The organism is Microcoleus sp. B13-B6 (genome assembly GCF_036705405.1).
In the GTDB taxonomy this organism is placed as follows: domain Bacteria; phylum Cyanobacteriota; class Cyanobacteriia; order Cyanobacteriales; family Microcoleaceae; genus Microcoleus.
On the sequence record NZ_JAUBUJ010000023.1, the window covers coordinates 79,272 to 91,913 of the forward strand.

At 46.4% G+C, this 12,642-nt stretch carries 17 protein-coding genes; 4 read left to right on the forward strand and 13 right to left on the reverse strand.

The genetic code is table 11. The features are described from left to right. Positions 1–23: 23 nt before the first annotated feature. Positions 24–1,691 carry a DUF4157 domain-containing protein gene (locus tag QUB35_RS13090; protein WP_333142317.1) on the forward strand — a complete coding sequence of 556 codons (1,668 nt, stop codon included), beginning with the start codon at positions 24–26 and terminating at the stop codon, positions 1,689–1,691. A gap of 175 nt (positions 1,692–1,866) precedes the next feature. Here the strand turns inward: QUB35_RS13090 and QUB35_RS13095 are convergent, their stop codons facing one another. Further along, on the reverse strand, positions 1,867–2,319 hold the full coding sequence (locus QUB35_RS13095) for a reverse transcriptase domain-containing protein (RefSeq protein WP_333142318.1): 453 nt from the start codon (positions 2,317–2,319) through the stop codon (positions 1,867–1,869). Between the two features lie 2 nt (positions 2,320–2,321). On the opposite strand from QUB35_RS13095, the gene QUB35_RS13100 reads away from it, so the two are divergent. After that, complete coding sequence (locus QUB35_RS13100; protein WP_333142319.1) at positions 2,322–2,612, forward strand: hypothetical protein; 291 nt, start codon at positions 2,322–2,324, stop codon at positions 2,610–2,612. Beyond that, positions 2,609–2,836 (forward strand): type II toxin-antitoxin system RelE/ParE family toxin, encoded by a 228-nt coding sequence (locus QUB35_RS39135; protein ID WP_445252027.1) that lies wholly within the window; start codon positions 2,609–2,611, stop codon positions 2,834–2,836. Before QUB35_RS13100 ends, QUB35_RS39135 begins: the two co-directional genes overlap by 4 nt. A gap of 147 nt (positions 2,837–2,983) precedes the next feature. On the opposite strand, the gene QUB35_RS13110 is transcribed toward QUB35_RS39135, so the two are convergent. Beyond that, positions 2,984–3,589, reverse strand: coding sequence for a Uma2 family endonuclease (locus QUB35_RS13110; protein WP_333142321.1), 606 nt, complete (start codon positions 3,587–3,589; stop codon positions 2,984–2,986). Positions 3,590–3,847: 258 nt separating this feature from the next. On the opposite strand from QUB35_RS13110, the gene QUB35_RS13115 reads away from it, so the two are divergent. After that, positions 3,848–5,950 (forward strand): AAA family ATPase, encoded by a 2,103-nt coding sequence (locus tag QUB35_RS13115; RefSeq protein ID WP_333142322.1) that lies wholly within the window; start codon positions 3,848–3,850, stop codon positions 5,948–5,950. Between the two features lie 117 nt (positions 5,951–6,067). On the opposite strand, the gene QUB35_RS13120 is transcribed toward QUB35_RS13115, so the two are convergent. From QUB35_RS13120 to QUB35_RS13170, 11 genes are all read right to left on the reverse strand, one after another. Beyond that, positions 6,068–6,355 (reverse strand): DUF3846 domain-containing protein, encoded by a 288-nt coding sequence (locus QUB35_RS13120; protein WP_333142323.1) that lies wholly within the window; start codon positions 6,353–6,355, stop codon positions 6,068–6,070. A 507-nt stretch (positions 6,356–6,862) separates the two neighbouring features. Next, on the reverse strand, positions 6,863–7,513 hold the full coding sequence (locus QUB35_RS13125; RefSeq protein ID WP_333142324.1) for a hypothetical protein: 651 nt from the start codon (positions 7,511–7,513) through the stop codon (positions 6,863–6,865). A gap of 16 nt (positions 7,514–7,529) precedes the next feature. Continuing rightward, entirely contained in the window at positions 7,530–8,420 is an 891-nt protein-coding gene (locus QUB35_RS13130) for a hypothetical protein (protein ID WP_333142325.1), read from the reverse strand. A gap of 34 nt (positions 8,421–8,454) precedes the next feature. After that, positions 8,455–9,072 carry a hypothetical protein gene (locus QUB35_RS13135; RefSeq protein WP_333142326.1) on the reverse strand — a complete coding sequence of 206 codons (618 nt, stop codon included), beginning with the start codon at positions 9,070–9,072 and terminating at the stop codon, positions 8,455–8,457. A gap of 584 nt (positions 9,073–9,656) precedes the next feature. Beyond that, complete coding sequence (locus tag QUB35_RS13140) at positions 9,657–9,821, reverse strand: hypothetical protein (RefSeq protein WP_333142327.1); 165 nt, start codon at positions 9,819–9,821, stop codon at positions 9,657–9,659. 346 nt (positions 9,822–10,167) lie between these two features. Next, positions 10,168–10,398, reverse strand: coding sequence for an HNH endonuclease (locus QUB35_RS13145; RefSeq protein WP_333142328.1), 231 nt, complete (start codon positions 10,396–10,398; stop codon positions 10,168–10,170). A 450-nt stretch (positions 10,399–10,848) separates the two neighbouring features. Then, on the reverse strand, positions 10,849–11,172 hold the full coding sequence (locus QUB35_RS13150; RefSeq protein WP_333142329.1) for a hypothetical protein: 324 nt from the start codon (positions 11,170–11,172) through the stop codon (positions 10,849–10,851). 1 nt (position 11,173) lies between these two features. After that, the gene (locus QUB35_RS13155) at positions 11,174–11,542 is read right to left on the reverse strand and encodes a DUF7694 domain-containing protein (protein ID WP_333142330.1); all 369 of its coding nucleotides are present in this window, start codon (positions 11,540–11,542) and stop codon (positions 11,174–11,176) included. Between the two features lie 43 nt (positions 11,543–11,585). Further along, entirely contained in the window at positions 11,586–11,819 is a 234-nt protein-coding gene (locus QUB35_RS13160) for a hypothetical protein (protein WP_333142331.1), read from the reverse strand. A gap of 68 nt (positions 11,820–11,887) precedes the next feature. Next, the gene (locus tag QUB35_RS13165; RefSeq protein WP_333142332.1) at positions 11,888–12,142 is read right to left on the reverse strand and encodes a hypothetical protein; all 255 of its coding nucleotides are present in this window, start codon (positions 12,140–12,142) and stop codon (positions 11,888–11,890) included. A gap of 32 nt (positions 12,143–12,174) precedes the next feature. Then, entirely contained in the window at positions 12,175–12,564 is a 390-nt protein-coding gene (locus tag QUB35_RS13170) for a hypothetical protein (protein WP_333142333.1), read from the reverse strand. Positions 12,565–12,642 lie beyond the last annotated feature (78 nt).

The following is a 12,642-nucleotide window of genomic DNA, read 5'->3' on the forward strand; positions in this document are numbered from 1 at the left end:
ACACATTGTGGAACGAGGAACAAATGGACAAACAAACCACGCACCAAAAGAAATCGGCAGCACCCACTCGATCGCACCCTACCAAAACAAGCGTAAAATCCCCGGTACACCAGGAGCACGACCTGCAAGGGGCGATCGGCAATCGGCAAATGGGACTGCTGATGGAGACACATCCCCACATTCACCCATCCAGTCTAAACGCCACGATGGTAGGCGAGATGCCAATGCTGGGGGGTATGATGCCCGTCAGTCAGGGGAGGATTCAGCGTCAACCCTTATTCGGGGGTTTGTCCCAGGAGATGAGGTTGGAAAATGCAACACTGGCGCTACCCGCAACTGGGGCGCTGGTACAGCGGAAGCTGACCCTCGGCACGCCAGGGGATATGTACGAAGAAGAGGCCGATCGGGTGGCGCGACAAGTGGTTGACGAAATTCACAGTTCCCCATTCCGTGAACAGAATGCACAGTCGGAGGAGGAGAGGATACCAGCCGGTGGGGAAGCGGGACGGGTGCAACGGCAGATAACCGTGCGATCGGCGGGCGATGCAGGGGGAGAACTCTCTAGCGAGTGGGAAGGGGAGTTGCAGCGTGCCAAAGGCGGGGGACAGCCGCTGTCGCCGTCGGTGAAGGAGCCGATGGAGCGGGCGTTTGGGGCGGATTTTGGCGGCGTGCGCGTGCATACGGGGGCGCAGGCGGATCGGTTGGCGCGATCGATTCAGGCTTATGCGTTTACCACAGGGCAGGATGTGTTCTTTCGGCAGGGAGCGTATGAGCCAGGGAGTCGTAGGTGGGAGGAGTTGTTAGCGCATGAATTGACCCATGTGGTGCAGCAGAACGCGCTAGCGAAGAGCGTCTGGCGAGAGGAAACGAAAGAGGAACCAGTCGAAGGCATGGATAGCACTGAGAAAAGAAAGCTAATCCGAACTGCCATAGCTCAGGCGGCAGACGGGAAGGTACGCTGTAAGTATGGCACACCTGTAGACCCAGGAGAAGCGTATGATAGTATCGGTAAATGGATAACTGATAATCAGGTGACAGGAGCGAAAGAGGCGAATCTGCGAAAACTTTTCAAAGCGAGGCTGGAATCAGAGAAAATATATCTTCTAAACAAGAAGACAACGGGAGAACTAGACTGGAGTGACGAGGTACGGGTAGCCCAAAACTGGCGAGAGAGGAACGTAGAGCTATACGGCGGAGTCCTCAAACAAAATCTAGACGAAATGAGCGACATTGTAGCGACGGCACTCCTTGCAATGATGGGCGCGACCGGAAACGAATACGATAAGTATGTAACCATCACCCTCCTGAGCTACAATAGCGTCGAAGATTTATGGGCGCTAATAAAAAGGTGTAAAGAATGTCTGGGTTCATGCAATAACCAGGAGTCGGCGATAATCCCGTTAACCCTAGTCGAATTAATTTCACTTATAGTGAAATTATTGTGGAAACTGATCGTTCCACTATCGATAGGAAATATGCTCCCAGTTATGTCGGTCATGGAGAGCGAGAGGGTCGTGATTATCGTCCTATTAGGCTTCGCGATGACAATCATCTCAATGTTCATAAACTTCTTGTTAGGAAAGAAGCGAGAAGAAGAAGTGGAAAACACTAGGAATAGAATCTTAGACGAACTAAGTCACATAGCGGATAACGGAAACGACCTAGATTACGACGCATTAGAAATAGTTTAAGCCTAAGGGTATTGACTTATCGAAAGACCAAATAGTATATAAGCGAAATAGCAGAGAGTAGCTATAAGCAACGACTGGAAAAGAAAGACTCCCGTGATGAAAAATTCCCAATGGAGGATGGCGGAAAAGAAACAAAAGAAATCCAAAGGAACGCAATATCTACCCCACCTCGCACTCACTGCCACCACTGCCCCACATATTCCCCAATGCGCCCAACGGTCGCACCTTGCTCATAAAGCCGGGAAACCTTCTCCAAACACCTCTCCACCGTCTTCAGGGCAATCCCCAAACCCGATGGTGAAAACCAATAGCCCAAAAAATCAAAGCCCCGCGATATCCACCCGATAAAGGTCTTATCCGGGTGCTTTTCCACCCGCAAATCCGCCATCACCTGATTCACCGCCTTAATCGCGTTCCGCAACTTCCAGCGCGTCGGTGCCAAGATGACCCAATCGTCCATATAGCGGACATAAAAGCAGCCCAGTTCAGCCATCCGGTCATCCAGCGGCTTCAGGCACAGCGCCCCCATCAGCGGCGACAGCGGACGCGATCGATATCTGTCGCACCGCCGCAATAAAATGAAATTTACCTCTGTTAAACTCAAAGGCGATCGTTCAGCACCGAACAAATATGCAAATCACCCTCAGTTCGCAGCAGAGCCAAATTCTTCAATCCCTCGCACAGCAAGGTGGGTACGTTTCCCTAGAAGATGCAATTGATACCGCTCTCGTGCTCCTTGCAGATGAGATAGTACAGCAAAACTCCGACGAAACCCCAGAATACTTAGCTTGGGTGGAACAAACGCGACTAAAAATTGAACAGGGCATAGAGGCAGCAGAGCGAGGGGATGTCTTAGATGTTGATGAAGTTCTGATTCGATTGCGGAGTAAAGTAGAAGCTGCCAGATCGACCTCCCGATGAGAGCTTTACGCATAACTGCTCCCGCCTGTCAAGACTTAGAAGAAATTTCCGAGTATTTTCTGCAAAGTAGCGTTGATGCTGGCGATCGCTTCGTACAAACATTTACCCAAAAGTGCCCACACCTCGCACGATTCCCTTATGTGGGCAAGTCCTACGCTCAACTCAGACCTGGGCAAGCGAGGAATATTGATGATGGGTTACATCGTATTTTATCATGTTGTTGAAGATGATATCGAAATTCTCCGGGTGGAGCGTGGCTATCGCAATTTACAGGAGATATTTCAAAATGACTAAAGGCGATCGGGCTCGATAGACGAAAATCGAGGCGATCGCACACCCACACAAAAGCGCGATCGAGAACGCGATCGCTTTCAGGTCGGCATAATGTCGTCGAGTCTCAATTGTAAATTTGGAAATAGATAAGAAGAAATAGTATCTCCCAAGCGATATTGTTGCTGCTGGTACACACCGTTAACTAATTGGCAGATCGTGAAAGTAGGTTGCTTTGGATTACCGATAAATTGCAAACCACCCAAGCCGCGAAAGTCCACAATCCAATACTCTGGTATATTCAAAACAGCGTATTCTTCCACTTTTCTAGCATAATCATCTTGCCAATTGGTGCTGACCACTTCAGCCACAAGCTTAATGGTACTCCCGTTACAAATAACGGGTTCTTTTTGCCAAAGTGGTTCTTGTCTAAGTTCTGCTTTATCTAAAACAACTACGTCAGGACGCAGCGCTGTAGCTTCAGCGTATAGTGGTTTGATCAGACAAGTTTTTGGAACCAACCAGTTTAAATTATTGCGGAAAATTTCGACATAGATTCTACCCGCAATACTCCCAGCAACCGCTTCGTGTGGGCCTGTAGGTTCCATGTCTCTGAGTTCTCCATCAATTAGTTCATAGCGTGTATTATCCCCATATTGGGCGATAAACTCCTCGAAGCTAAGTAGTTTAGATGGGGTATAGGTCATAGGTCGAGTTTGAACGGGACGTAGCTTAATTATAAAAGACCCCAGAATTGTTAGTAACACTAACCCAAGAAAGCGCCTAACGCACTCTACAGGCATAATGGTGTTATTCTTGTCGGCGATCGCCTTCTCTATCGCTGATGACTCGTTAGATTAGTTTCCCCGTGAGTGTGGGAGACTAAAAGTAAGCTCACCAATACCCAATCGTACCCGCGCATCCAGCTATCCGCGCAACCCAAACACATCCCTTACCCCCGCACAATGGGCGAAGCAACCACCACCCCCCTCGAAGAATTACTCCCCTGGCTCAACCGCATAGACACCCTCATCCACAAAGCCGTACTCCTCGCCGAGTCCCTCTACAGTCCCGATCGCGCCACCGCACCCTACCGGGGACTGCAAATCAGCCTAGAAGAAGTGGAACTTCTGCTGCAACGCCATCCCGCCGAACCCTTATTTGCCGCCGCCGCCCCAGAAACCGCATCCCCCCCAGCAACATCCCGGTTAGCATGGTTGCAGCGCCAATACCAGCTTGCAACCATCGACCTGGACATCCTCGCGATCGCCCTCGCCCCGGAACTCGATCGCCGTTACGAACGCCTCTACGCCTACCTGCAAGACGACGTTCGCGCCAAACTTCCCACCGTCGATCTCGCCCTCAACCTCCTCTGCACCACCGCCGCCGACAAACTGCAACAGCGCGATCGCTTTTCCCCCGACGCCCCCCTAATCCGCCACCATCTCCTCCACCTCCACAGCCAACCCGACACCCCCACGCCCCTCCTCGCCCACACCCTCCACCTCGACCCCCAAATCGTCCGCTACCTGCTGGGAAACAGCGGACTAGATCGCCGCCTCGCCCCCTTTTGCCACCTCATACCCCCCACCCACACCCACAGCGAACCGTTCCTCAACCCCGAACTCCAGCACAAACTCAGCGCGATCGCCCAAAACCCCCAACCCCGCTGCCTCTACTTCCAAGGAACCGATACCAGCAGCAAACGCAGCGCCGCCGAAGCAATAGCGCGAGAACTCCACACCCCCTTACTCGCCGCCGACTTCTCCCGCCTCAGTGCCAACCTCAAAACCGAACTCGAACCCACCCTCAAACTGCTGAGGCGAGAAGCTCTCTTTCAGAATGCCCTCCTCTATCTGGACGGATGGGATAACTTGCCTCTAAGCGATCGCACTATTGCCTGCGACACCTTGCTTTCCACCCCCGCCACACTCACCATCCTCTCCGGAACCGAACTCTGGAACCCAACAACCGGCGCTATGGGAGTCGTCACCGTACCCTTCACCCTCCCCAACTTTCACCAGCGCCGCCACATCTGGCAAACTCACCTCGCCGACGCCGGAATTTCCTTGACAGATTCCGACTTATATGCTGTTGCCGATCGCTTTCGCCTGACGAGCGATCGGATTGCCGATGCGATCGCCATTGCTTGCAATCGCATTTGCACTGAAGGGAAGAACGACACCCAACCCAAATTAGCAGAATTGTTCGCAGCCGCCCGCGCCCAATCCGGTCACGACCTCACCCAACTCGCTCTTCATATCGAACCCAAATATCGCTTAGAAAATATTGTCCTGCCAGAAGAGCAAAAAACGCACTTGCGTGAAATATGCGATCGCGCTCAACATCAATCCAAAGTCTTGTCCGAGTGGGGATTTGACAATCACTTTTCGATGGGAAAAGGGATAAACGCGCTGTTTACAGGCGTGCCGGGAACAGGTAAAACAATGGCAGCCGAAGCGATCGCCCGCGAATTGCAGCTCGACCTCTATAAAATAGACTTATCCCAAATCGTCAGCAAATATATCGGCGAAACCGAGAAAAATCTCGATCGCATCTTCACCGCCGCCGCCACCTCCAACGCCATCCTGTTATTTGACGAAGCCGATGCCATATTTGGCAAACGATCCGAAGTCAAAGACGCGCGCGATCGCTACGCTAACATAGAAATTGGCTACCTCCTGCAAAAAATGGAAGAATACGAAGGTATCGCGATTCTCACCACCAATTTAGCAAATAATATCGACGATGCCTTTACCCGCCGATTGAGTTTTATTATCGGATTTCCCTTTCCTAAAGAACCGGAACGATACCAAATTTGGCAACATATTTTTCCCGATAAAACCCCTCGAAGTGCAGACTTAGATATAGAATTTATGGCACGTCGCTTTGAGATTGCTGGCGGCAATATCCGCAATATCGCCTTAGCTGCCGCATTTCTAGCCGCTGCTGAAAAAGCAGATGATGTCAGTATGTCTCATCTCATTCGCGCTACCCGACGAGAATATCAGAAAATTGGCAAGATAATTTTGGATGAAGACTTAGGCAGTTATGCCAAGTCGAAATAAACTGAATGCTTGGAAGCATCCCGTTTTTCAGAGCAAAGTTTGTTGATAGATTCTCTAGTTTCTATTTTCTCCCAACTTTTGCATAATCAGTAGCCGGGAACGACCCGGTAAAGCGCTTTATTTACGACGAACCGAGCGAATTTTAGCTTTGATGATTTCAGTTTGCTCTTTGGTTAAGAGAGCGAAATCTTCTTTTTCGAGCGAAGTGCCTCCAATCAAAACTTGACCGTGGATTATGTCTCTATTACCAGTTTCGCAAGTAGGATTTATCTCTTTCATTAAAAACTCATCGTCACAAATCAAACTAACTGCCTTATCCCTGAAAGTGTTATAGGAAGCAACTTCAATGTAAGCAGATTCACCTGGATTTCCTACTAAATTTTGCATTTCTGCAAGAGCCAGCATTTTCCCTGTGAGGAACAACCATCTTGCAGATACCATCGTCACTTGCGTCTGTGTCCGCTGTGGGCGGAGTCAAGTGCTGTAAAAAGCGGGCTATCGTGCGAGCAACTTCCCCTTCTTTCCAACCAATTGGCGATCGCCCGAACAGTCGCCACGCCCAAGTCCACTACTTCCGACGCTCGTGCCGCGTCCTTTACCCCATATCCGCTTGCGTCTTACTCATCGGGTCAAAGTCACGGACACTCAATTGACTAACTTCGTTAACACCCTAAAAGTCTGGGATGAGAGAAAGTGGGGAGGCGATCGCTACTTTCAGCCTTATTTTGCTGCACCGCCCGGTCCGATAAAGTCACAATTGTAGCTGGTGAAGCATCGGGACGACTGCATTTCTTACGCCTGGAAAATATAGGAGAACTCTAAAGTGTGACTCAGACGATTTAGTTTAATGGCAAGTTTGACAATCTTAGGGGTTGCAGACTTAACAAACCCTCAATCTGCATCTGAAAATTCTCACGGGTTGGGTTGAACACAGCGATCGTCCCCATCGGGAAATTTCTCGTTCAAACTCTGATCGAAATAATACTGACACCAAAATTCTGCTACCTCCAACAACATGGGTACTGATTCAGCCACGATACCTGAACCAGACTGCAATCCATAGCCTTCTACATATTCTCTAGCTAGTTTGTAAGTCCAATAGGGAAAATCTGTCTCTACGAAACACCGCAGTGCATACTCTAGCTTTAATAAATCTCCGCTGCGGACAAAACGCACCGTTGTCCACCTAAAATTACGGTAGTCATCCCCTTGCAAGCCATCAATGTCTCTCAATAAGTTTCTGAGAGATTGCCTGCTTTCGTAACTAGGACTTTCTAAGTAACTTTGCATCAGTGTGATTGCCTCATCCACTAATTGTTGTTGCTGTGCCCATTCTTCATCTGTGAAATGTTCGGGACAAATCGCCTGATTTATCTGCTGCTGCACCAGTCGAGCTATGTAGAGTCCAAACTTTTCGGCAGCAACTTCATCAACGCACAGACTTTTGATACTCGTCAGCCTGGTTATCGGTATGGCAAGTCGAGCTTTTTCAACTTCTTGGGTGGTTTGAATCCATTTTTTGATTTTTTTAGCAATAGCAAGCTGTTGTTTGTTTTGTTTCATTCTCAATTACCGACTCTTAATATCCTGATTGAAGCAACGCTCCCGAGAGCAAATCTGTTAGTTTGAGTGTAACAGCCCACTGGTTCAAGTAAGCCAGATCGAGTCGTTCCCCTTGCACCTTCAAAACTCCCAACACATCCCTCCACTGCTTCTGGGAACCGCCAGGAATTAGTTTATACCAACTGAGTTTTTGCAGGACGATATCTTCGGGCGAATAAATGTAGATTCCCTCCTCTGTTAAACCGCTAACAGGGTAAAGTTGACGACGACTCATCACCAAAGCTGAAAAAGGGTCATCGCTGCTCATTACAAAAATGTCTGCTTTCTCCATAGAAGGCAAATAGATGACATTGAACGATGATTCGCGGGGTGCTGTTCTTGACTTGGCAATTGCTTCAGTCACAGCCGACTCGCTTATGTAAAATTCGCCTGACATGGCATCAATTAGTCTCTGTGCTGTTTGCGGTTCCAGGTCAATCACTAAGTCCAAATCTTGGGTAGATCTGTTCTCTCCCAACAGCGAACTTGCCACGGAACCGCCAACCACATAGGGAATATTCAGCGGTAGCAAGATGCTGGCTATTTTTTGCGCTAATAGAATCGGATCTGCAATCACGATTTCACCCCAAATTCTACTATCTGATAAAACTTCTATCCACTCAGCACCCAAGCACCTTTTAATAAATTCTTGCCGAACTTTTGCCTCAGTAGCATTGGGATACTGGTTCTTTATTCCAGATATTGCCAGCTTTCGCACCGCTTGATTGAAAGCGCAAGTCCGTTGTACTTTTTGTTGGGGCGTTAACTGTCGTAATAGCTGAAACATCAGCACATCCGTCTCAATGCTGGTATCGATAGATTGTGGCTTGTATCCTGACTTGACTGTGACTGTTGGTATTGGCGGCACGGTTAAATCGAGCGAAACTGCATAGATTGCACAATTATATTATAGGTGACGACAAAGAGTGTACTCCGTTTGCCAAAATTCCTAATATTTTATTGACATCTTTCAGATAATACTCTGTTGCGTCAACTCTGAGTTGCTTTTCTTCTAATTGTAAAAACCTCCAAATATTTCCTGAAGTAACTGCTCCTAAAATTACTGGTATTTGATTCCCCTCCCGTTCGTTAAAAACTTGAGCAGCTAACATTTCTGAAGTGCACTGACCTAACCCTCCTACAATATTTTCTTTTTTAGCTTCTACCAAAATAATGACCGGAGATTTCACAAATAACTGTTCGGTAGAATTACTGATTATATAGTCGCAGGTTCCGTTTAATCCCCGTTCCGAATCCACATTAAAATCCACTCCCGAAAATAAGCTAATTTTTGATGAAACTTGCTTTCTAAAATTTAGTAAAATCGGCGCAATAATCATTTCTGACCGTGCTTTTTCTGTGTTAATCTTTAATGCAAGTTGTGCATAATCTGCTAAAAAATCAGTGAGTGAAATACTAGGTTCTAAATCAGGAACATTGGCAAAAAGATCCAAATCTTCTGAAATAGTCAAATCAAAGTTTTTCTGCACTTTTTCTAAAGTAAAATCACTGTAAGCCATTTGATTTTTCTCCCTTTTCTAGGTGTAATGGTAGCGCTTGCCTGACATCGCCAACGTTTGAAGGAGGAGCCTTTTTTAGGACACTCTTCAGGTCAAGCAAGAAGATAGAAGATTTTAGCGCTGCCTTTAAAATGTAGCATCCTTATTAACCAATTGAGAGGCTCCCCGCTCGCCCAAGGGCGAAGCTGAGCGGAACCACGACTTGCCCGCTCAGTTTCGCCTTATGAAAGGTAGCCTCCGGGTTCGGGGAAACCGACCCGGCTAATGCGCTAATTAGGTTCCCAATAAATCAAAAAGGTTGCTAAGAATTTCTTGGGCTTGTTCGGGGGCTTGTTCGGGGTTTGAGTCAGGCAAATAATATTCTGACTTAACAATTGCCTGATAAATTTCAGACAGGGCTTGAATCGCATCTGCCCAAACTAAATCGTTTGCAGTAGCAAACTTTTCACTATTCTCAATGGCTTGATATTCGGGCTGATTTTGTAGAGTCGTACAGTTTCTTCACTACCAGAGATGATTGGTTTAATTTGTTCAATGTCCATTAGAAAATCCTCAACAATAAATCAATACTCAACAGCGAAGCATTACCTACTCAATAGCGTTTTCAGATGCCATTTCTCATCAATGGGGTTGTCGCAAGCAATCATTAACTTGGCCTGCTTTTCGGCTTCTGAGCGACTATTTCCAGGGAAATCTGATTCAGCGACTAACTCAAGTTCTGGTAAAACCCAAGCTTGTAGATGAAACACATTTCCCGGTGAAGTGTCAAATTATCTAGAATTTTCTACTATGATTTTCTAATTTTCCCCGTAGAAGATACTTTTAGTGCTCATTTGCGTTCACGTTTTTGATTTACCCAAACTACTCGACTTGAATGCCACTCGGATGAGCTTCTTCTTAATACTCATCAGATTGTTTGTCAGCTTAATCATTTTTGAAATGGTCATATATACTGGCAGCAACACAAGCAGCAGTACCTATTAACAAAACTTGGACTGCCAACATTTTCGTATTAATGTGTTTTTCCCTCTTTTTCGGATAACCGGATTCCGGCAGACCCACGCATCCGTACTGTGAGGGATGCGTGGGCTTTCCTCAGAACCACAAATCGCCTTGCCTAACGAGTCGAGCGGGTTCCATTTTCTGATGCAGTGACCGGATGTGATATTGCCGATGCAGTGAAGCACTCGAACAAACCACCAAGTTTTCGGGTGAGTTATTAGATTTATCTTCATCAAGGTGGTGGACAATTTCACCTGGTCTGAGCTTGCGGCGAATCGATTGTTCGGCAACAATCCTGTGCAAGTAAACGGTTTTGTACTTCATGAATTTTCTAGATCAATAGTCCGGACAGTTTTCAATCACTAACGGCATAATGCGGGTTTCAGCCTTCTCAGTCAGGTCAAATGCTAACGGTAGAATGAGGGTTTGGGCCTCTGTCTCAAAAACTGTCCGGAGTATTGCTAGATAAATTGGGAAAATTGCTTGAGATGGGTCTAAAGTTTGGGTATAGGTTGAGTCATGAATTTTCTGAAACCAGGCTTTATCAAATTCAAAAACTGCTGCCAGAGCCGAGATTAACAATTGCCATTGTTCATACGGAATATCAGCGAAATCATTTTCAATCCTGCTGACTCCACAGAAACTTCCCTTTTTTTTCAGTGCGAGCGGTCAATCTACGAGCCAGTTATATTTGACTCATAGATTGATACAATCGGGCATTTTTGATTAATCGATCCAAGGTGATTTCGCAGTTTATAAAGCTTGAATTGATTGCTAAGATTTAGTCAGGGTTGTTGACGTTACTGACTCCTTATTATTTAATGCCCAGTTTACTGCTTCGTTGAAAGCTTCGTCAGTCGGCTCATCTAAGAAACCAATCGAACACAGCCATTTTAGTTGTATGTCTCGGCTACCCCGACAGATTTTGGTGTTATTCGTGCTATGACAAATGTGTTGCCCATTCCCCATCAAGTTTTCGTAGTATATTGCCAAATCTGATGGACAGAGGGGTAATGGTTTTTCACCACTAAACGGACAAGTTTTGCATGGTTTTTGTTGAACCGGGTAGGTTCTCATGTCATTTGGATCGAGTGTCATTTTAGATGGTTCCTAGTTTGCGAAAATCGGGAATTGGTCGTTGGTCAAGGCATTGATAAAGGTGGAGGCAGAACTCATGAACATTTACCCATTCTGAGCGAGGGGGCAGAACCTGAAGTGCCAAAGCGTCCGCACCTAAGAAAATCTCTTTGACTTTGACCAAATCTATCCAAGTTGGAACTGATTTTTTCCGAGATAGTGAAAGATGAACCCACCAATGACCATCTCTTTCTATGCAACAAGAAATTATTACAATCAAACCGTCACGACTTTTATAAGCTCCGCCATCATCACCGAGCGCCTGAACTGACCAATTACATGGCAACTCTTCAGCAGTGGGAGGATTCCACTCAACAGTTTTGGGTTTCATAAGACTGCCGGGAGCGACCCGGCAACAGCTCTAGTTTATGGTTCTAAGTATCAAATTGATAACGAGGCAGATTGTTTTCCATATCATGTTCAGCTTCTTCGATCGCATCATGAAGTTCACTAAGTATCTGAATAGCATCCATCAAACCTAATTTATTTGCTGTGCCCAATTTCTCACTGCTTGCGATTTCATGATACTCAGGCTGATTCAGCAAAAGACGCAGTGTTTCTTCAGACCCCAGGATAATTAGTTTGATTTGTTCGACTGACATTGCCATGAATCTTACTCCTTAAATGATTAAACTCATTAACTCAAAGCGAAGCATTATTAGCTCATTGCTAGTTTTTAATCCCGGTTGAGTTGAACCTCCACAATGGAACAATGATTATCAGGATTTTCAGAAACACGATTCTCCTCAGCTAAGCGTTGTTCAGCAGCCGATCGAGTATCGAAGAAATGAGCATCCTCAAATTCTTCAGTCCATTGCCCTAGAGTTTCGAGCAACCAATAAACGATGCCATATTCAGTAGCATGACCAACCCAATAACTCGCTTTAAGAATCGCAAACTTGATTTCAGATTTTTGTTTAGGCTTAGACATAATTTAAGACCGGGAGCGACCCGGCAATCCTGCTATTCAAGAGACAATTGATAGGCGAATACTAAGCACAGGATGAAATTGCTTTCCAATCCGTAGCCTTCCCAGCGACTATTTCTGACTCCAACAATGTGACGACATCGCTTAAGCCAATCAACACCGCCATTTTTGGTAATTGTTTCAAACAGTCGGGGATGTTGCTGTAATTTACAAACAATGATTTCTGTCATTACCTCGATCGATTCCTGCAAATCTTCCTTTTTGTGTTTTTGATATGCAGATTCAGCATCAGGATAATTCACATTGTTGAATCTTACCGGATAGCGATTCTTGAGAGTGCCTTTACGAAAGGCTAGCTCTGTGGGATTGGTCAAAGCTGCACCAATCCCAATATCAGAGCCAGACCAAATATTAATGCCTTCCATCTACTTAGGGCTTGCTGAAAAAGCCTAAAACCTTTACATAGAAAGACTTTGACTGGTTTGAATGCTCCGCGTGTGCAA